Below are 19051 nucleotides of genomic sequence, written 5' to 3' on the forward strand. Positions count from 1 at the left end.
ATTCCTCGGGCGCATGCCCACTTGTTAGCACCTGCAGTATTTACCCATGATTGCTGAATGTGAAAGCCTCGCGGCGCTCACACTCTCCCTCACCACGAATGACTTGGGCCGCGCACCGCTCGGCTCCAAGGCACGGCATCACCACACGACAGTCGCATGCGAGCGCCACCCACAACGACGTTCCGGCCGTTCGCGCCTGTCACTATCGGAGGTAACAGTGAACTTGAATTTGACTGGCAGCAACGACACCGTTGAGGCCACGGATGCGCTCTACAGAGAGGGCAACGATGAAGATCAGATGACTCGCGGCTCGCTCTCGATGGCGTGGTACGGCGTCGCCAGCGCGATGTTCTTCGTCTATATCGGGGCCGCCATGGCGATGGCCTACGGCACCCTCAACGCTGTTATCGGCCTCGTACTCACGATCTTCGTCTACGGTCTGATCAACCGGGTGCTCGCCAAGTACGCGATCAACAACCGCACCACCGTGGCGTTGTTCTCGCGCACCATCCTCGGGACTGCCGGCTCGTCCATCGCCACGATCATCTTCGCCCTCGTCGCCATCTACTACGCGGTTTTCGAAGGATCCATCGTCGCCTACGCTTTCCAGACGGCATTCGGCGGTCCGACGTGGATGTGGTACCTGATTGTTGTGGTCTACTCCACGCCGCTGATCCTCGGCGGCGCACGCAAGTTCATCGACAAGCTCAACGGATGGCTCCTGCCCATCTACCTGGGCGGGCTCATTGCCGCCGTGATCTGGGCAGGCGTGCAGTACGGATTCACCGACACCTGGCTCACGCAGCAGGCTGACCTCGCCGTGCCGCTCGCCGTCGGCGGACCCGGCTGGCTGGCCACCTTCGCCGGCTACATGGGCGTGTGGATCATGATGATGTTCACTATGGACTACGCGGCCCTCGGCAAGCGCAAAGACATCAAGTTCCACCAGCGCTGGAGCTTCGGCTGGCTGTTCTACATCGTCGCTTACGGATTCAGCGCAATCGTGGGCATCTTCCTCACCTTCACCATTCCCGGCATGGAGGTCTCGGAGACCGGCGTGGCAGGCGGTCTCGTCTCCATGATGGGCATTCTCGGCCTGATCGTCGTCTTCGTCTCGCAGACCCGGATCAACACCGCCAACTATTACCTCGGTGCAGCAAACCTCAAGTCATTCGGGGAGCGCGTTTTCCGCGTCAAGCTGCCCAACCTGGTCTGGGTGCTCATCTCGTCGCTGATCATCTTCCTGCTCATGTTGCTGCCCATCGTGCAGTACATCCTGCTCGCGCTGGCGTGGCAGGGCGTCCTGGTCACGGCGTGGGTGGCGATCGCGCTGACGCACATTCTGCTGAACCGTGGCAAGAATGAAGAACATGGCATGCTCGGCGACGCGCACTACCGCTCGTTCAACAACTCGGGCCTCATCGCCTGGATCGCGGCCACAGCCATCGGCATCCTCATGCTCCAGCTTGGGGCGATCAACCCGGACCTGGCCGGTGTGGGTGCGACCTGGGGCCCGATCACCACTGCGGTTGTTGCTGCGGTTGTCTACGCGCTCCTCTGGAACGGCACTTCCTCCAGAACCGCGCTCCGCGTCAAGCGGTAACCGCCGCCGCGGCTCACACAGGTGGGGCGCCCTTCGGGGTGCCCCACCTTTTTCATGCGCCCGCCCGTGCCGCGTCGGCCGCGTCGGCGGAGTTCCTGACTAGTGCGTCTCCAGGCCCGCGAGGCGCAACGCAAACAGGCTGGTGGCCTGGCCGTCGACGGTGTCAAGCTGCACTCGGAGCAGGTTCTCGATCTGGCGAAGCCGGTAATTGAGCGTGTTGCGGTGGATGAACAGCGCGTCGCACGTTCGGGACGGTTGGGCGTTATGGCGCAGATACGTGCTCAGTGTGTCGAGGAGTTGGCTTGAGCGTTTGCTGTCATGTTCGACCAGCGGGGCGAGGAACCTGTGCGCGGCTTCACGCGCCCCACGGCCCGCGGTCGCGGTGACGACGGCGCTCAGCCCGAGGTCTGGCGCGAGCTGAGGCCGCTCGATGTGTCGCACAAGGTCGAGCGCGTGAACGACCGAGAGCCGCAACTCGAAGAGGCTTGTGGTGGGTGCTTTAAGTACGAGCGGCTGTCTTGCGTGGATCCGAAGGAGTCGCTGGGCGACCGTGTCGAAGTCTTCCCGCGGCAGCTGCGCAAAGGCGACCAGTCGGCCGTCGAACTCGGTAACGCGCACCGTGTGGAAGGTGTCATGCAATGCGACTCGGAGCTGCCATGACGTGGACGCGAATTCGCCGCTCATGTCGGCGACGAGGAGGGTGGTCTCGGAGCGCCGGTCGAGCCCGAGCGTGTTGAATGCTTTGGTGACGTCGGTGTGGGTCGCTTCTTCCCAGGCCTCGCAAACGGTCACGAGGAGCTTGATTTCCTGATGTCGGCTCGCATCGACGACGACGGAGCGATTGAGCTGCAGCGCGATGATAGACGCGACCGGCCCGAGAAGTGATGCCAGCGGGGTGTCATTATCGGGTTGCCGTACGGCGAGGTGGCACGGGTTGTTGAGCCCCATGGGGAGGGGGATGTTGAGTACTCCTGCCCTGGGCTTCTTGCTGATTCCGGGTGCCCAGGACACGATCTCCGGGTACTGGGCGATCACCGTCCCGTAGGCGTCGTAAACCGCGAGCGGAGTTTGAACCGTGTCGAAGACTGCGGCGAGCAGGGTGACGACTTCGGCGCCCTTGTTCGCGAGCCGCGCGCACTCGTCCGCGAGGGTCCAGCCGCGGTTCACGACAACGAGGCGTTCTGCCTGCATGACACTTTCGACATGCCGGTCCACCTGGAGCGGCGGCACGACGGAGGGGACTTCGAGCAGCGGCACGTCGTACGTGGCGCAGGCGGTGACGAGCCCTGGCGGAAGCACCCGGTGGGCCATCCCCGTCGCGAAAACGATCGCCGAAACGGGCACGTCGGCCAGGCGCTCGACGAAGGCATCCCAGGTTCGTTCTTCGCTGAAGTTCATTCCGATGCCGCTGGTGAGCAGGAGCGAGTCGGGATCGAGGTAAGGGGTTGGATCCATGAGTTCGGTAGGTGAGCAGCCGCTCACTTCGCACTCAAGCCGAGCCTTCGTTGATGGCGTCTGGAGCCGGAGTTGAAGGGAAGGCTCAAGGAGAAGGTCAACAACGCGCATCAAAACCTCATTTTTTGTAAGCCTGCACAAATTTAGCTCAAAGCTTAGGGCAATTGCCTACTGGGAGCGACTCGGGGTGCGGGCGTAGCGTGAGTTTATGCTTCCTGCACAACGACGTTCAGAAATTCTGATTAATTCCGACATGGGTGAAGCGTTCGGTCTCCACAGCTTCGGCAACGACGAGGCCCTCATGGCGTTAATCGACGTGGCCAACGTCGCCTGCGGATTCCACTCCGGTGATCCGGACACGATGGATGCCACAGTGGCCCTGGCCAGGAAGCACGGCGTTCGCGTCGGTGCACACCCTGGCTTGCCCGACCTGGTCGGCTTCGGCCGCCGCGAAATGAAGCTCAACCCCGAAGAGGTTGAGTCCATCATCCGCTACCAGGTCGGCGCTCTCACTGGGTTTCTCGACAAGTACGACATGCCCCTCAACCACATCAAGCCCCACGGCTCGCTCTACGGCATGCTCGCCCGTGACGAAGCCCTCATGCAGGGCGCCGTGAACGTTGCAAAAACCTACGGGGTGCCCGTGTTCGGGATCGCCGGCAGCGCGCACCAGCGCGTGGCCGAGCGTGAAGGCGTCGAATTTGTTGGCGAGCTGTATGTGGACCTGGACTACAACCCGGAGGGTGGACTCATCATCCTTCGCCGCCCCGAGCACACCGACCCCGGAGCAGCCTCAGCACGTGTGCGTCGCGTGCTCGAAAACGGCACGGTTGCCGCGGTCGACGGTACGCTGCTCGAAATTCCCTTCGGCAGCGTCTGTGTCCACTCGGACACTCCCAACTCGCCGGAGGTCGCGGAGGCAGTCCGCGCGGCGCTGCGCGACTGACTGCCTGAACCCACCTGGACCCACCTGGACCCACCGCACGCGAAGCGCCGACAGCGCCTGTGCCACCCAAGATCTCCCAATGAAAGAGAGCACATGAGCGAGAACATCATCTCCCCGCTGCCCGGTATTTTCTACCGCAAGCCCGGCCCCGGCAAAGACCCCTACGTGAACGAAGGTGACACCGTCGAGGCGGGCCAGACCATTGGCCTCATCGAGATCATGAAGCAGTTCAGCGAGGTGCGCGCCGAGACCGCCGGCGTCCTCACAAGGTTTGAAATTGAAGACTTCGGCATGGTCAACCCCGGTGACGTCATCGCCGTGACCAACTAGTGCCAACGATGCACCCTAATCACGGGATTACTTCATGAAGAAACTGCTCGTAGCCAACCGCGGCGAGATCGCGGTCCGCATCATCCGCACCGCCCATGAAATGGGCATCGTCGTCGTCGCCGTCGTCAGCGAGGCCGACAAGACGTCATACGCCGCCGAACTCGCCGACGAAGTTATCGTCATTGGACCGGCGCCCGCCAGCCTCAGCTATCTCAACCAGGACGCCGTCCTCAAAGCCGCCATTGAGAGTGGCGCCGACGCGGTGCATCCCGGCTACGGCTTCCTCTCGGAGAATGCGGCATTCGCCCGCAAGGTCATCGCAGCCGGAATCACCTGGGTCGGCCCGTCACCGGAATCCATCGAACTCATGGGCGATAAGTCCCGGGCCCGTCAAGCCGCAATCGACGCCGGCGTTCCCACGCTTCGCGGCACGGAGGGGGCGCTCCGCGACGGCGACGACATTGTCAGCATCGCTGCCGGAATTGGGTACCCGCTGGTCGTGAAGGCGTCCGCCGGTGGTGGTGGCCGGGGGATCCGCCTGGTCGCAAGCCCCGCCGACCTCGTTTCCACGGTCGGAATCGCGCAGGCGGAGGCGCTCGCCGCATTCAACTCGTCAGACGTCTATTTCGAACTCTTTGTCACGAGAGCCCGTCACGTTGAGGTGCAGATTTTTGGTGACGGGGAAAACTATGTGCACCTGGGCGACCGCGACTGCTCCATGCAGCGCCGCCAGCAGAAAGTGCTCGAAGAGGCTCCGGCGCCCGGGCTGCCGGACCATGTGCGTCAGCTGATGCGGGACTCGTCTGTTGACCTTGCGCGTCAGGCCTCGTACGTCGGCGCCGGGACCGTCGAGTTCCTCTACGATCCCGAGACCGAGGAAGTGGCGTTCATTGAGATGAACACACGGCTTCAGGTCGAGCACCCCATCACCGAGGCGATCACGGGCATCGACCTCGTGCGCGAACAGTTGCGCATCGCCTCCGGCGAGAAGCTCGGTTACTCGCAGGAGGACGTCGCCTTCACCGGGCACGCGCTGGAGTTCCGAATCAACGCCGAAGACCCCAGCAACAACTTCATGCCCAGCCCGGGAGTGATCTCCTCCCTCCACCTGCCAGGTGGTCCAGGGGTGCGAGTCGACTTCGGCTTCATCGCAGGCAACGCCGTGGCACCCTTCTACGACTCGCTCCTGGGCAAAATCATCGTGTGGGCGCCCACCCGCGACCTGGCGATTTCGCGCGCCGAACGCGTTCTCGGCGAGGCGCGCATCGAGGGTGTCAAAACCACCGCAGGACTGTTGCGCACGCTCGTCGCACTCGACGACTTCCGTCAGGTCACCCACCACACCGCTTACATCGAATCCGTACCCGACTTGTTGGGAGTACCCGCATGACGCAACAATCCCAGGCGCGCTACACGTGGGGCGGCGACGAGTTCCTCTTCATTGAAATCGCGGAAGGGATGTCTCTCGAGGCCAACTTCATCTCGAACAGCATCGCGAACGCACTCGAAGCGAAGGCACTGGACGGGGTCATCGACATCTGCCCCGCAAATGCGTCACTCCTGATCCGCTTCAACCCGGATACGCTCCCACCCGCCGAGCTCGAACAGGTGGCGCGTTCCCTCGAGGCAGAGGTGCGTGCATCCACCAGGCAAGTGCTGGAAACCCGCATCGTTGAAATTCCCGTTTGGTACAACGACCCGTACACGAACGAGACCGGTGCGCGCTTTCGTGCCGGCTACCACCAGCGACCCGAGGGCAACGACCTCGACTATGCCGCCGAAGTGAACAATCTTGCCGACGCCGCCGAATTCATCAAGCGGCACCACGAATCGCCCTGGCTCGTTTCCATGGTTGGTTTCGTGGCCGGTCTGCCGTTCCTCTATCAGCTCGTCGACCGCGAGCACCAGCTCGAGGTGCCAAAATACCTCAGCCCCCGCACCGATACCCCCGCCCTGACGATCGGTCACGGCGGATGCTTCAGCTGCATCTACTCGGTGCGCGGCGCGGGCGGCTACCAGATGTTCGGTGTTGCCGCCGCTCCCATCTTCGACCCGGGTCAGGAGCTGGCAGACTTCGCGGACTTCATGGTCTTCTTCAAGCCCGGCGACATCGTCAAGTTCAAGCCAGTCGACGAGGCCGAATACAAGCGCATTCAAGCCGAGGTCGAGGCGGGCACATTCACCTATCGGCAGGCGCCGGTTTCGTTTGATCTGGCAGCGGCACTCGCTGACCCCGAAGGCTACAAGGCGACGCTTCTGGAGGCGCTCAATGGCATTTGAAATTCGAGAGCCAGGCCTCTCCACCACAGTGCAGGACCAGGGCCGGATCGGCTATTACCGTTACGGGATCCCCCAGGGCGGGGCCATGGATCAGTACTCCGCCTCTCTCGGTAACCGCCTTGTTGGCAATACCCCTGCAGAGGCCGTGCTCGAGTGCACCTACATCGGCCCCAGGGTTGTGACGACGACGGATGCCATAGTTGCCGTCACGGGCGCGCCCGTCGACGTGTTCATCAACGGCATGCCTGCCCCCCAGTACGCACGCCTGGCGCTCGCGGCAGGAGACGAGCTGCGGTTCGGCGTGATTCAAGGCGGCACGAAATACTTCATTGCGGTGCACGGCGGCATAGACGTGCCATCGGTACTCGGGTCGCGCTCCACCTACCCGATTGGGGCAATCGGCGGATTTGAGGGCAGGGCGCTCGCCGCCAATGACGTGCTGCCTGTGGGTGCGCCGATTGACAATGGGTTGCCCGTTTTGGCAACGATTGCAGAGGAAGACCGGCCGGTCTTCTCGCGCGATGTGAGCGTGCGCGTCATGCTCGGTCTCTATGACCACCACCTCTCCCAGGAGGGGATCGACAACCTCTTGAACGCCGAGTGGACACTGACCCCGGTTGCCGACCGGATGGGTCTGCGCTACAGCGGCCCGGGTGTCCAGTGGCGGGAGCGCGAACAGCCGTTCGGCGCCGGCCAGGACCCGTCGAACATTGTGGATGCCGGGTATGCCGTGGGTTCGATCCAGATTCCGGGCGGCACCCAGCCGATCATCCTGCACCGCGACGCGGTGTCGGGCGGAGGCTACGCGATGGTCGCCACCGTGATTTCAACCGACATGGACCTTGTGGCGCGGTGTGCGCCGGGCACAAAGACGCGCTTCGTGGCCGTCACGATGGATCAGGCGCTCGAGGCCCGGCACGAACACGCTGCGCAGGTCGCGAAGATCTGGTCGTAGGTCGGCTGCCCCCGATTCTGCACGATGAGCCTGAATTGCCCCAATGCTGAAGGAGATAGACAATGCCGTTCGTGACTGTGAAGGTCTTCGAAGACCGCTTGTCGGATGATGAGTTTGCGGGCCGGCTGACATCGGCGGTGACCGAAGCTGTGGTGTCCGTGTGCGGCGAAAGCTCACGAGAGAACACCTGGGTAGTAGTCGAGGGCGTGCCTCGAAGTCACTGGTCGTTCGGTGGGGAGCGAAAGCTCTAGCTGTCAATCGGAAACCGGCGAGCTACGGACGGCGTCGCGGCCCCTTTTGGGGTGAGCGCGGGCCGTGCGCCTGCTGGCATAGTGGTCAGGGCGAAGGGGGCCACGATGAGCGAACGCGACAGCATGGTCTCCGTCCATGGCGGCCTGTCCCGCCGATCCGTCGTCGCCGGCGGCCTGTCGATGGCCGCGTTCGGCGCCGTCGCCTCGAACCTCTTCGACGGCGACCCGGCCTGGGCGGCGACCTGGCCCACGGTCGCCCCAACGCAGTCCCTCGCGACGGTGGTCGCGACGGCGCGGCTCCAGACCGGCAAGGCGTCCCTGGCCTGCCCGGCGACGGAGGGCTGGTCCAGCCGCTCCACCGCCGTGGGGTGGTGCGATCGATTCGTCAACTGGTTTCTTCGGGCCAACGGGGCGCCGCAGGCCCTCGGCTGCACGGCGCTCTACAAGGCCTATGCCGCCCTCGGGCGCACGGGCACGGTCGCCAATCCGGGCGCCCTGATGTTCATGGACTGGAGCGGCACCGGCACCATGCAGCACGTCGGCCTGGTCACCGACATCGGCGGGGGACGCATCCGCACGATCGAGGGCAATACCACCCCGACCGTTCTGCCGGTCGGTGCGTACGGCAACGGCACCGTGCAGAACAAGGACCGCACGCTCAATCGCCCCAGGAACCAGTGGTTCGCCTACCCGGTCTACCTCGGCTACGACTCGATGACCGGGGTCAGTTCCCCCGGTCAGTCCATTCAAACCCCCATCGCGCAAAGGAACAACGGCATGTCATCTCTCTACTCCACGAAGGACGCAATCGGCACGATCTATGCGCTCGCGGGAGACGGCCGCGGCCGCGCCGCCTGGCTCGAGACCCGCGACACGGCCCTCGCGACGGCGTGGGCCGGGCAGCACGGCGTTGCCGCCTACCTGAGCCCGGGCACGTTCACGGCCTGGAAGGCCAGCTACCTGTCGGCCGAACCCACCGTCGCCGGCTAGACGCGCGGGGATTGCCGGGCTTTTTGGGGGTACTCCGACGCTGGCTCCAGCCCCTCGGGCGTTGTTAGGCTCCGACTCGGGAGTGGGGCCGTGCTCGCGTGATTTCGGCAGCCATGAGCGAATCGGACTTCTGGAATGTCCGAACAACCTGGGGGAATCAATGCTGTCTACTGAACGCTCGACACATGCCACCCGGGGTTCAGCTCGACGGCGCTTTGCCGCCATTCTCGCTGCCGGAGCGCTCGTTGCGGCATCCATCACCGTGCCTGCGGCCGCGTACGCCGAGGTCGGCGCCTCGACCGATCCCGTCGCCTTCGGGGATGTCGGGCTGGAGGCCTGCGTCGCCAACCAACTTGGCATCGGCGCCGGAACCGCCGTCACGCAGGGCGACCTGGGCCTGCTCACAGCGCTCGATTGCCCTGGCGCGGACATCTCCGACCTGGGTCCGCTGCAGTTCGCCACGAACCTGATGACCCTGAACGTCGCCGGCAACGCCATCACCGACCTGACGGCCCTCGCCGGCCTGAGCCACCTCACTGACGTGACCCTGACCGATCAGGTTGTGCCGCTGGCGGATGCGCTCGCCGGCCTCGCTGTTGACCTTCCTGTCCTGGCGGGCGCGCACGGCGAGGCGATTGTCCTTGATGTCTCCAGCTCGTCTGGAACGGTGGGAACCGTCGCCGGCAATGCTGTGACCTGGGCGTGCGCGGGTGCCGGCCGACTGGACTGGCTTGCCACGGTCCCCCTCGGCGACCTGGGAGCGACGACGACCTTCACCGGCAGCATGCTCCAACAGGTCGCTCAGGGAACTGCTCCGGCCTGCGCCCTGACCGCTTCGCCGTCGCCCATCATCAAGGGAACCCCGCGAAGTGGCCAGACGCTGACGGTTAGCCCGGGGTCCTGGGCGCCGGAGCCGATTGCACTGGCCACGCAGTGGAAGAGCGCCGGGGTCGCGATACCAGGGGCCACGGCATCGACCTACGTGGTTCTGGCCACGGATGCCGGAAAAGCAATCACCGTCACCGTGACGGGGTCGAAGCTCGGCTACACCAGCATGGCCCGGACGAGTGCCGCGTTGACAATGGAAAGCACACTCACCGCTTCGCCGACGCCGACGGTTTCCGGCACGCGCCGGGTCGGTCAGGTGCTCACCGCGACCGCCGGGTCGTGGACTCCGACGGTCGTGACCCTTGCCTACCAATGGAAGCGGAATGGTGTTGCGATCCCGGGGGCGACAACGAGCACCTACAAGCTGGTCACAGTCGATGCCGGAACCCAGGTCACGGCCGTTGTGACGGGCTACAAGAGCGGCTACACCACCGTCTCGCGGACCAGCGCCGCCGCCTCGATTGAGAAGCTGCTCACGGCGAGTCCGGTTCCCTCGATCTCGGGCACCGGCCGCGTTGGAAGGACGCTGACCGCCAACCCGGGATCCTGGACGCCGGCCACGGTGACCCTCGCGTACCGGTGGAAGCGCGACGGCGCCGGCATAACAGGAGCCACGGCATCGACCTACGTGGTCGTCGCTGCGGACGCCGGCCGATCGATCACGGTCACCGTGGCGGGCAGCAAATCCGGCTACACCTCCGTTAGCCGGACGAGCGCGGCGCTGCGGATCGAGAAGCCGCTCACGGCTACGCCGACGCCGACCGTTTCCGGCACCCGCCGGGTCGGCCAGGTGCTCACCGCGACCGCGGGGTCCTGGACTCCGACGGTCGTGACCCTTGCCTACCAATGGAAGCGGAATGGTGTTGCGATCCCGGGGGCGACAACGAGCACCTACAAGCTGGTCACAGCGGATGCCGGAACCCAGGTCACGGCCGTTGTGACGGGCTCCAAGAGCGGCTACACCCCCGTCTCACGGACCAGCGCCGCCGCCTCGATTGAGAAGCTGCTCACCGCGACTCCGGTTCCCTCGATCTCGGGCACCGGCCGCGTTGGAAGGACGCTGACCGCCAAGCCCGGATCCTGGACGCCGGCCACGGTGACCCTTGCGTACCGGTGGAAGCGCGACGGCGCCAGTATTTCCGGCGCGACGGCGTCCACGTACACGCTCGTCACGGCGGACGCCGGCCGGTTGATCACGGTCACCGTCTCGGGCAGCAAGTCCGGCTACACCACAGCCTCCCGGACCAGCCCCGCGTTGAAGGTCGAGAAGCTGCTGACGGCCGCCCCGACTCCCACCATCTCCGGCGTGGCTGCAACCGCCAGGAAGCTCACGGCGAACCCGGGGATCTGGAGTCCGTCTCCTGTCGTGCTCACCTATCAGTGGATGCGCAACGGCATCGTCATCTCGGGCGCAACAGCCTCGACGTATGTTCCCTCTGGCCCCGATGTCGGCAAGCGGATTTCGGTTGTCGTTCGCGGTTCGAAGCTGGGCTACACATCGAAGTCGAGGGTGTCAGCGGCGACGGCAGCCATCGTGATTTCCACTGCAATTCCGAGTGACGGCACCTACCGCATGGGCTATGGCCTGTCTGCGGGAACGTATGTCACCCGTGCGGCCACTGCCGGCTGCTACTGGGAACGCCTCTCCGGCTTCGACGGCTTGTTCGACAGCATCATCACGAACGACTACGGCTCCGGTCAGCGCATCGTGACGATTTCCGCGAGTGATGCGGGCTTCAGCACGTCGGACTGCGGCTCCTGGATTCGTTTGAAGGACGCGACCTTTACCCCCAGGACCACGGTGCCGAGTGTGGGGCTGTTCTCGGTCGCGCGCCAGATCATGCCGGGACTTTACTCGGCTCCCGGGGGCGACGGCTGCTACTGGGAGACCCTGTCCGGCTTCGAGGGCGGCTTCGACCCGATCATCGCGAACGACTTCTCCTTCTACGAGCGGCAGATCGTGCGCATTGACTCCTGGGCCGTCGGATTCCAAACTGAGGACTGCGGCGCGTGGACGCGCATCGGTGACTGAGCCACCGTCGCCGGCTAGATCTCGGGCATGAACTCCCGCCAGCCGGCTCGGCGTTCCCCGCGCGGGTCTGATTCGACGCGATCGACCGTGTCGATGATCAACGTCAGCCGTTCGATCTCGGAGTAAGCGGGCCACGCGTCGTTGACCCGGCCGGTGCACGCGAACTGCAGCCAGTGGCGGCGCATCCGCTCGCCCGCGCTCGTGTACGGCGCGAGGCCGCCGAGAGCGGTCATGGTGCGCACGTACCGCCCGTTGAGGCTGTCGAACAGGGCGAACATCTCGATGCCGTGCGTGGCGTCGAGCCCCAGCACGCGCATGAGCCGGGGTGCCACGTCGAACCGGTACACGTGCACGCGTGCGACCCGCGAATGGTGTTCGCCCACCAGCATGCTCGGGTACCAGAATGCGTAGTCCCCACCGAAATCGGAGGCGGGTCGCTTCAACGGGAGCCCCGGGTAGGCGTTCCTCATCGCGTCGTGGGAGCTCGCCGGCGCCTGCTCGAAGATCGCCTGGATGCGACCCGGCGACTTCGGCAGGATGTCCAGCCGGCCCCGAAACACGGAGCCCTCCCGGTCGTTGGTGCCGATGATCAGCGGCACCCGGTGCGCGCGGCCGTGCCGGAACGCGTCGAGGGGCCGTTCGGGCAGGAAGTCGCCGTCCACCACCGGGGCCATGCAGAACGTGCCGGGGGTCGTGACCGGCGTGCGCATCTGCAGCACCAGGCCGGCCCGGACGAGGTCGACCGCGTCGGCCGTGGTGAGCAGGTCAGCCGGCGAGGCCAGGGAATCGTCCCCGGGGTGCAGGGCACGCAGCTCCTCGACGAATTCCGCCGCCCATGCGGCGGTGACCTCGCGTGAGTAGGCGGCGTTGGATGGCGCGCTCTGGGCGATGCCGCGGGCGAACAGGCCGCGGGCGGCCGGTGTCGTCATCAGGGTGATCACGGCGTTCCCGCCGGCCGATTCGCCGATCAGTGTGACGTTGTTCGGGTCCCCGCCGAAGCCGCGGATGTTGGCGCGCACCCATTCGAGCGCGGCCACCTGGTCACGCAGCCCGAGGCTGCTCTCGATCGGGCGTTCCAGCGTCGAGTAGCGGGTGAAGTCGAGGTAGCCGAGCGCGCCCAGCCGGTAGTTGAAGCTGCCGTAGACGACCCTGCCGGTCCGCACGAAGCCCTCACCCTGGCCGGTGAAGTCCTGTGAGGAGCCCACCGTGTAGCCGCCGCCATGGATGAACACCATCACCGGCATGCCCAGACGCTTCCGGGGGATCACCGCGGCGGTCAGCACGTTGATCGTCAGGCAGTCTTCCCCGGACGGCACCTTCGGCGAGGCGCCCCGGAACTGGCCCTTGTAGGCCTGCGGCGCGACGTTTCCGAACCGGGAGGCGTCGCGGATGCCGGGCCACGGAACGACCGGCTGCGGCGCGCGAAACCTCCGTTCACCTACCGGCGGCGCGGCGTAGGGGATTCCCCGCCAGGCGAGTACGCCGCCTGCGCGTGTCCCGCGCACGACCCCGCCGCTGACCCGCACGTCGAGGCGGCTTCGGGGCGGTGACGGGGCATCGACTCTGACCAGCATGGCCGTTACCGATGCTCCGGGTTCGGCTCGAAGCCGAAGCGTTCACCGCTGGCCCAGTCCTGCGGCAGGTTGCCGTAGGCGGGGACGCCGCCGTTGGCCTTGAGGATCGCGGCGAGGTGCATGAGGTTCCAGGTCATGAAGGTCGTGTTGCGGTTGGTGAAGTCGTTGTCCGGCCCGCCCGAACCGGGGTCGAGGTAGTTCGGGCCGGGGCCGATCTCGCCGATCCAGCCGACATCCGCGGCCGGCGGGATCGTGTAGCCGATGTGCTGCAGGCTGTAGAGAACGTTTGCCGCGCAGTGCTTGACGCCGTCCTCGTTGCCGGTGATGATGGCCCCGCCGACCTTGCCGTAGTAGATGTATTGCCCGTCGTCGTTCAGCTCGCCTGACATCGCATAGAGGCGCTCGATGATCCGCTTCGTGACCGAGCCGTTGTCGCCGAGCCAGATCGGGCCGCCGATCACCAGGATGTCGGAGGTGAGCACCTTGTCGAAGAGCGCCGGCCAGGCATCCGTCGCCCAGCCGTGCTCGGTCATGTCGGGATGAACGCCCGTCGCGATCTCATGGTCGATGGCGCGGATCGTCTCGACATAGACGCCCTGCCCCCGCATCAGGTTCGCACTCAGGCCGATGAGACCCTGCGTGTTGCTGATTTCCGGGCTCTTCTTGAGTGTGCAGTTGATGAAGAGCGCGCGGAGCCCCGTGTAGTCGAAGGATGCCTGGGTGTTGCGCTTCTCCATCATGTCGTCAGTTTTGCACCGGCCGTTGGAGCCGGATAGGGGTCCGGGAGCGCCTCGGAAGCACGCCGCCAGCGGTCGCCCGGCCCGGCGCCCGCCACCGGTGGACGTGGGAGGGTCCCGTTTCCTGTTATAGTTTCTAAGTTGTCTTCGAGCGTTTCAGCTGGAAAACACGCCAACGCGCCCGTAGCTCAACGGATAGAGCATCTGACTACGGATTAGAAGGTTGGGGGTTCGAATCCCTCCGGGCGCACCACGCGGAAAGCCCCTCCCGCCAGTGTTTCTGCTGGAGAGTGGGGCTTTTTTCCTGCCCGGGCACGTCTGGCGCGAACGCGACAGCGTCAGCCGACCAGCGCCCCGCGTCTCAGCTCGCCCTGCACGGCGAGGGCCAGCTCACGCAGCAGCACCAGGTCGATCTCGCCGGACGGCCGAGGCATCGGATCGAACACGCACAGCGCGCCGATCCGCTCACCGGATGCCGATTCCACCGGGAATCCGGCGTAGAAGCGGATGTAAGGTTCCCCGATCACAAGCGGATTGGCGCGGAACAGCGGGTCCGTCCGGGCGTCGGCCACGACCAGCGGCCCCGGGTCTCGAATCGTCACATCCGAGAAGGAACAACTGCGGGGGATTTCCTGGGGAAGCGTACCGACGTTGGCCTTGTCCCACTGCCGGTCATGGTCGGTCACGGTGAACGCCGCCCAGCGAGTGCCGAACGAGCGCTGCGCCAGTGCGACGATTCGGGTGAAGCGCTCTTCGGGATCCGTGTCCAGGATGCCCAGCCCGTCAACGGCGCGCTGGCGCGCCTCCTCGAGCCCACGGACGTCCTGGGGCGCAGCTTCCGGGGCGGGGGAGGCATCGCCAGGGGCGAGGTGCCCGGCGTCGAGGGGCGCGGCCATCGAGTCGGCCAGGAGCTCGGCCCAATTGCGATAATCCGTGGCCGATCGGAAGCGGCCGGGCTCACCTCGGGCCGCGGCCGTCATGGCGATGAACGTCGTCCGCGGGAGGGTCTGGCAGACCTCCGCTGTCACCCGGTCCAGTGCCGCGGCGTGCCGTGCGCCCACCGAGCCGAGCAGGGAGTCGAAAACGGGGATGGAGCGGATGGGCTGGTTGCCCAGCATGAAGATGTGCGTGGTGCGGGAGGACTCCTGTTCCAGCAGGCGCAGCAACGCCGTCAACTCGCGGCGCCAGACCCGCACCGAGGTCAGGTTGAGGGCGTCCCGAGCGCCGAGCGTGATGACGATGGCGTCGAAACGACAGAGCCGAAGGGCCGTCAGCTCGCGGGGAGCAGTTCCGAGGGATGTTGCCGGGCTGGCTGCCAGGTCGACGTCGACGCCCCGCCCGGAACGGGCCGAAAGCGCCCTGGCCAGGGCGCCGGGCAGGGCGAGGTCGTGGCTGAGCACGCCCCAGCCGAGCGCCGGGCCGCTGCCGAAGATGAGGATCCGATCGCTGTCGGTGCCGGGGGAGTGGGCCTGGGGCGCATCCATGGGCCGCGGAATATCACGGTAGGCCCGTGATCGCGCGGCAACGAAGGTCTTCATGATCGGAAGGCAGACCCACCGCGCCAGTCCCCGCACGATACCCCCTGGAGCCATGCGAACCGGGCGGTTCGACCGAGGCGTCGCCGGTGAGACCGTCGTCAGCGAGGGCGCCTCTGCGCTCACTCTACTTGGCGACGAACTATTCGGAGTCTTTGTGCTCGATCAGGAAGTCCGAGCCGGGAAAGACGACGCTTTCGTGCCCCTCGCTGAAGCGAACGAGATAAGGGGGCGCCCCCTCCGCCCCGCGCACCTCGATGATTTCGCCGTGGCGATCCGGCGTTTCCACATTCTTACCGCGGATGATGATCCGGTCCCCTTGTGCTGCGTGCATCGCACCCACCTCCTGGGCGTAAGGGTACGCCCGGACGCCGGATCGGCACAGGGCACATTCTGGTCACCTCTTCCCAGGACATCCGCCGGGTGTATTCTTGCGGGATGACTTACGCCAACACGATCGCACTCAGCCGTCCCTTCGTCGAAACGGTGGGGATGGTGCGGGAGGCCCTGGGCGCGCAGGGCTTCGGGATCCTGACCGAGATCGACGTCACGGCCACCTTCACCGCCAAGCTGGGAGCGGAGGCGGCGGAGTCGGTCGGCGACTACCTCATCCTCGGTGCGTGCAATCCCCCGCTCGCGCACCGGGCCATCACGGCGGACCCCGACATGGGTGTCCTGCTTCCCTGCAACGTGGTCGTGCGCCGCGGTCGGGGCGCGTCCGAAACCATCGTTCAGGCCATTGACCCCGCCACGATGGTGCAGCTGAGCGGCCGCCCGGGCATGCAGGAGATTGCCGACGAGGTGGACGGCAAGCTTCGCGCCGCGCTGGCATCCCTGGCAGCCGCCGAGGTGCGATAGGCCCGCCTCACGAGGGCCGTGGCTACTCCCCTGGCCGCGGGTCGCCGGGTAGAGAGAGGCGTTCCTGGGGGCTCCCGGTTCTCAGCCGATCGCACAGGTCGGTGAGTTGGGTCAGCTCGTCTTCGCTGAGCGCGTCGCCGATGCGATGGGCGATTGAGGCCATGTGCAGGGCGGCCACCCGGCGGAACAGTGCGAACCCCTCCGTCGTCAGCTCCACGATCGCGCCCCGACGGTCATCCGGGTCTCCCAGCTTGCGCAGGTAGCCGCGGGACACGAGGCGGTCAACGAGTCGGCTCACGCTCGGCTGGGTCAGGAGCACGTTCTTGTTGAGGTCACGCAGGCGGAGGCGCCAGTCGGGACGCCTCGAGAGGGTGAACAGCACGTCGTACTCATTGAAGGAGATCTCCCGGGACGGGAAGTCCTCGGCAAGCCCCCGCATGATGGCCACCTGGGCGCGGAACAGCGCCTCCCATGCGCTGACTGCCACGGCTCGATCGGCCACGCGGACTCCCATCCCTGACCTCTAAGGATAGGGACTGAGCCGGGAATCTCAGCGCAGGCTGTGCGCGAAAACTCCTCGGAGAATATCGGGACGATGTCTGGCGCTCGTTACTCATTCGTTATATATTCGGAGTGCGTCAAACGTTTGCTGTGGCGGATGGCGTGAAATGTGATTGCAGGACACTCTTGGTGCAAGGGAAGAGGGTCGGTCGCTTACCTCTGCGACCGGCCCTCAATCACGTTAAGCAGGCCGCGGGCCCAGCGTCAGCAGGTGTCAGCGTCAGAAGATGTCAGGGCTGGGCGTGCTGGCCTGGCGGATGGATACATCCGCGTGGCGGTCGAAGCGGTAGCCGGCGCCGCGGACGGTGCGCACGATGTCCTCGTAGCGCCCGAGCTTTGCGCGGAGACGTCGCACGTGCACGTCGATCGTGCGCTCGTTCGGGGCGTCCTCTTCGTCCGCGGCCGACCAGAGCGAGGAGATCAACTCCGCACGCTCGATCGTGCGGCCCTCGCGCAGCACCAGGTACTGGAGCAGCTCGAATTCCTTGTAGGTGAGTGACGCGGTCTCGTTGTCGAGGATCACACGCTTGCGGGAGATGTCCACGACGACCCCGCCCGGCGCGCGGTCCGGGTCATCCGCGGGGGCTCGGTGCTGTGCCAGCGCCGCCGGATCCTGCAGGGCGAGGCGCACGACGTCGACGTCCCGGCCCCCGGCGCCCTCGGGGGCGATGGCGACGGCTGCGTAGGTTTCGGCGGTGGGGGCCAGGCCGGCCGTCAGAGCCTTGAGCGCCTCGACGATGCGGTGGAGGCTGGTGCCGGCGGCCGCGGCCTTTGCTTCGTCGATGCCGACGTAGAGCACGAACCCGCGAGCCTGGGTGCCGTCGGGAACTGCTCGGATGCGGGGTGCAGCGGGGGCGACGTCCTGGCGGGCGACGTGGGCCGAACGGGCGGTGTCGATGTGTGCAAGTGACATGGAACAGGTCCTTTGTGATGATGATGCGGGGAACCCGACGCGTCCGTTGCGTGAAATGGGTTCGTAAAATGTGCGGCCGATGGCCGGGATGCGGAAGCCTTAAGGGCTCCGGGGGAGTTCGCTCGGCCGGTGGGATTCAGCTCGGCAGGAACTCGGCGAGGGGGTCGCGTGTCAGCGGGACATTCGGCAACAGAGAACGACGTCGCTGCCGGGCATCATCATGCCGGCAGTCCCAGGGGCCTCGGAGGAGGTCAGGGGGAACGCGTTGGTTGTCATGAAGGTGAGTCAAGCCGACTGTGACGCCGTGTGTCAACTCGGTGACGCGGGATGACCCGATGTGACGCGCATCACGTCCATTGGGCTCCGCGGACGTTCGGAGGATCCAGCACGAATTGCTGATTCGTCAAAGAATCCTCGACGAAAACGAATCTGATCAAAGATTCTCGAAGTTCGTCCCGCAGGGCGTGTCGACCGTCGCAGGTTCTGCAGGATGCCGCGCGGTTAGACCAGGCCGTACAGGCGATCTCCGGCGTCGCCGAGGCCCGGCACGATGTAGCCGAGCTCGTTGAGGTGGTCATCGACGGCGCCGAGCACGATGGTCACCTCGCGGCCGGCGAGGGCCTTCTCCACCGCCGCCAGGCCTTCGGGTGCGGCCAGGATGCAGATGGCCGTGACATCCACGGCTCCGCGGTCGAAGAGAAAGTCGATCGCGGCGATCAATGATCCGCCGGTGGCGAGCATCGGATCGAGAACGAAGCACTGGCGGTCGGAGAGGTCGTCCGGCAGGCGCTCGGCGTAGGTCGTCGGCTGGAGGGTCTCCTCGTTGCGGGCCATCCCGAGGAAGCCGACCTCGGCGGTCGGAAGCAGCTTCACCATTCCTTCGAGCATGCCGAGCCCGGCGCGGAGGATCGGCACGACGAGCGGCTTGGGATCGCTGATCCGCACTCCACGCGCCTCGGCGACCGGAGTCTGCACGGTCACGCCTTCGACGCGCACGCCTCGGGTCCCCTCGTAGGCGAGCAGGGTCATGAGTTCCTCGACGAGAGCCCGGAACAGGGGCGATGGGGTGGTCTTGTCGCGGAGTACCGTGAGCTTGTGGGTGATGAGAGGGTGGTCGGCAACGTGGACTCGCATAGGCTCAAT

Annotated in this window: 18 protein-coding genes and 1 tRNA gene; 11 read left to right on the forward strand and 8 right to left on the reverse strand. The window is 65.8% G+C overall.

Annotation, left to right across the window (positions count from 1 at the left end):
- Positions 1-217 precede the first annotated feature (217 nt).
- A complete protein-coding gene (locus tag E3T33_RS13780; protein WP_092323286.1) occupies positions 218-1603 on the forward strand; it encodes a permease in 1386 nt (461 codons plus the stop codon).
- Between the two features lie 99 nt (positions 1604-1702).
- On the opposite strand, the gene E3T33_RS13785 is transcribed toward E3T33_RS13780, so the two are convergent.
- Positions 1703-3169, reverse strand: coding sequence for a PucR family transcriptional regulator ligand-binding domain-containing protein (locus E3T33_RS13785; protein WP_092323287.1), 1467 nt, complete (start codon positions 3167-3169; stop codon positions 1703-1705).
- A 97-nt stretch (positions 3170-3266) separates the two neighbouring features.
- Between E3T33_RS13785 and pxpA the strand changes: the two genes are divergently transcribed.
- The 8 genes from pxpA to E3T33_RS15345 all read left to right on the forward strand — a co-directional run bounded on the left by pxpA (position 3267) and on the right by E3T33_RS15345 (position 11730).
- Entirely contained in the window at positions 3267-4004 is a 738-nt protein-coding gene (gene pxpA / locus E3T33_RS13790) for a 5-oxoprolinase subunit PxpA (protein WP_092323289.1), read from the forward strand.
- 93 nt (positions 4005-4097) lie between these two features.
- The gene (locus E3T33_RS13795; protein WP_092323290.1) at positions 4098-4334 is read left to right on the forward strand and encodes an acetyl-CoA carboxylase; all 237 of its coding nucleotides are present in this window, start codon (positions 4098-4100) and stop codon (positions 4332-4334) included.
- Between the two features lie 34 nt (positions 4335-4368).
- Positions 4369-5724 (forward strand): acetyl-CoA carboxylase biotin carboxylase subunit, encoded by a 1356-nt coding sequence (locus E3T33_RS13800; protein ID WP_092323292.1) that lies wholly within the window; start codon positions 4369-4371, stop codon positions 5722-5724.
- A complete protein-coding gene (locus E3T33_RS13805) occupies positions 5721-6614 on the forward strand; it encodes a carboxyltransferase domain-containing protein (protein WP_092323293.1) in 894 nt (297 codons plus the stop codon). Before E3T33_RS13800 ends, E3T33_RS13805 begins: the two co-directional genes overlap by 4 nt.
- Positions 6604-7569: a biotin-dependent carboxyltransferase family protein gene (locus tag E3T33_RS13810; protein ID WP_092323295.1), complete on the forward strand. Its 966-nt coding sequence runs from the start codon at positions 6604-6606 to the stop codon at positions 7567-7569. Before E3T33_RS13805 ends, E3T33_RS13810 begins: the two co-directional genes overlap by 11 nt.
- 62 nt (positions 7570-7631) lie before the next feature.
- Entirely contained in the window at positions 7632-7820 is a 189-nt protein-coding gene (locus E3T33_RS13815) for a tautomerase family protein (protein ID WP_092323296.1), read from the forward strand.
- A 105-nt stretch (positions 7821-7925) separates the two neighbouring features.
- The gene (locus E3T33_RS13820) at positions 7926-8810 is read left to right on the forward strand and encodes a CHAP domain-containing protein (protein WP_092323298.1); all 885 of its coding nucleotides are present in this window, start codon (positions 7926-7928) and stop codon (positions 8808-8810) included.
- A 262-nt stretch (positions 8811-9072) separates the two neighbouring features.
- Entirely contained in the window at positions 9073-11730 is a 2658-nt protein-coding gene (locus E3T33_RS15345; protein WP_092323299.1) for a hypothetical protein, read from the forward strand.
- Positions 11731-11744: 14 nt separating this feature from the next.
- Here the strand turns inward: E3T33_RS15345 and E3T33_RS13830 are convergent, their stop codons facing one another.
- Both E3T33_RS13830 and E3T33_RS13835 read right to left on the reverse strand, forming a co-directional pair.
- Complete coding sequence (locus E3T33_RS13830; RefSeq protein WP_092323300.1) at positions 11745-13304, reverse strand: carboxylesterase/lipase family protein; 1560 nt, start codon at positions 13302-13304, stop codon at positions 11745-11747.
- 5 nt (positions 13305-13309) lie between these two features.
- Entirely contained in the window at positions 13310-14041 is a 732-nt protein-coding gene (locus E3T33_RS13835; protein ID WP_174843292.1) for an NAD(P)H-dependent oxidoreductase, read from the reverse strand.
- Positions 14042-14218: 177 nt separating this feature from the next.
- On the opposite strand from E3T33_RS13835, the gene E3T33_RS13840 reads away from it, so the two are divergent.
- Positions 14219-14294 (forward strand) — tRNA-Arg (locus tag E3T33_RS13840).
- Positions 14295-14379: 85 nt separating this feature from the next.
- On the opposite strand, the gene E3T33_RS13845 is transcribed toward E3T33_RS13840, so the two are convergent.
- Both E3T33_RS13845 and E3T33_RS13850 read right to left on the reverse strand, forming a co-directional pair.
- Positions 14380-15525, reverse strand: coding sequence for a GAF domain-containing protein (locus E3T33_RS13845; protein WP_166784502.1), 1146 nt, complete (start codon positions 15523-15525; stop codon positions 14380-14382).
- A 193-nt stretch (positions 15526-15718) separates the two neighbouring features.
- The gene (locus E3T33_RS13850) at positions 15719-15910 is read right to left on the reverse strand and encodes a DUF1918 domain-containing protein (protein WP_092323305.1); all 192 of its coding nucleotides are present in this window, start codon (positions 15908-15910) and stop codon (positions 15719-15721) included.
- Positions 15911-16014: 104 nt separating this feature from the next.
- Here E3T33_RS13850 and E3T33_RS13855 point away from each other — a divergent pair, with 104 nt between their 5' ends.
- Positions 16015-16434 (forward strand): DUF302 domain-containing protein, encoded by a 420-nt coding sequence (locus E3T33_RS13855; RefSeq protein ID WP_134575552.1) that lies wholly within the window; start codon positions 16015-16017, stop codon positions 16432-16434.
- Between the two features lie 22 nt (positions 16435-16456).
- Here E3T33_RS13855 and E3T33_RS13860 read toward each other — a convergent pair whose 3' ends face one another.
- From E3T33_RS13860 to upp, 3 genes are all read right to left on the reverse strand, one after another.
- Positions 16457-16936 (reverse strand): MarR family transcriptional regulator, encoded by a 480-nt coding sequence (locus E3T33_RS13860; RefSeq protein ID WP_241982960.1) that lies wholly within the window; start codon positions 16934-16936, stop codon positions 16457-16459.
- 279 nt (positions 16937-17215) lie between these two features.
- On the reverse strand, positions 17216-17908 hold the full coding sequence (locus E3T33_RS13865) for a winged helix-turn-helix domain-containing protein (protein WP_092323310.1): 693 nt from the start codon (positions 17906-17908) through the stop codon (positions 17216-17218).
- 501 nt (positions 17909-18409) lie between these two features.
- Positions 18410-19042 (reverse strand): uracil phosphoribosyltransferase, encoded by a 633-nt coding sequence (gene upp, locus E3T33_RS13870; protein ID WP_134575556.1) that lies wholly within the window; start codon positions 19040-19042, stop codon positions 18410-18412.
- Between the last annotated feature and the right edge of the window lie 9 nt (positions 19043-19051).

It is taken from the genome of Cryobacterium sp. TMT1-2-1 (assembly GCF_004403955.1).
Classification (GTDB): Bacteria; Actinomycetota; Actinomycetes; order Actinomycetales; family Microbacteriaceae; genus Cryobacterium; species Cryobacterium psychrotolerans.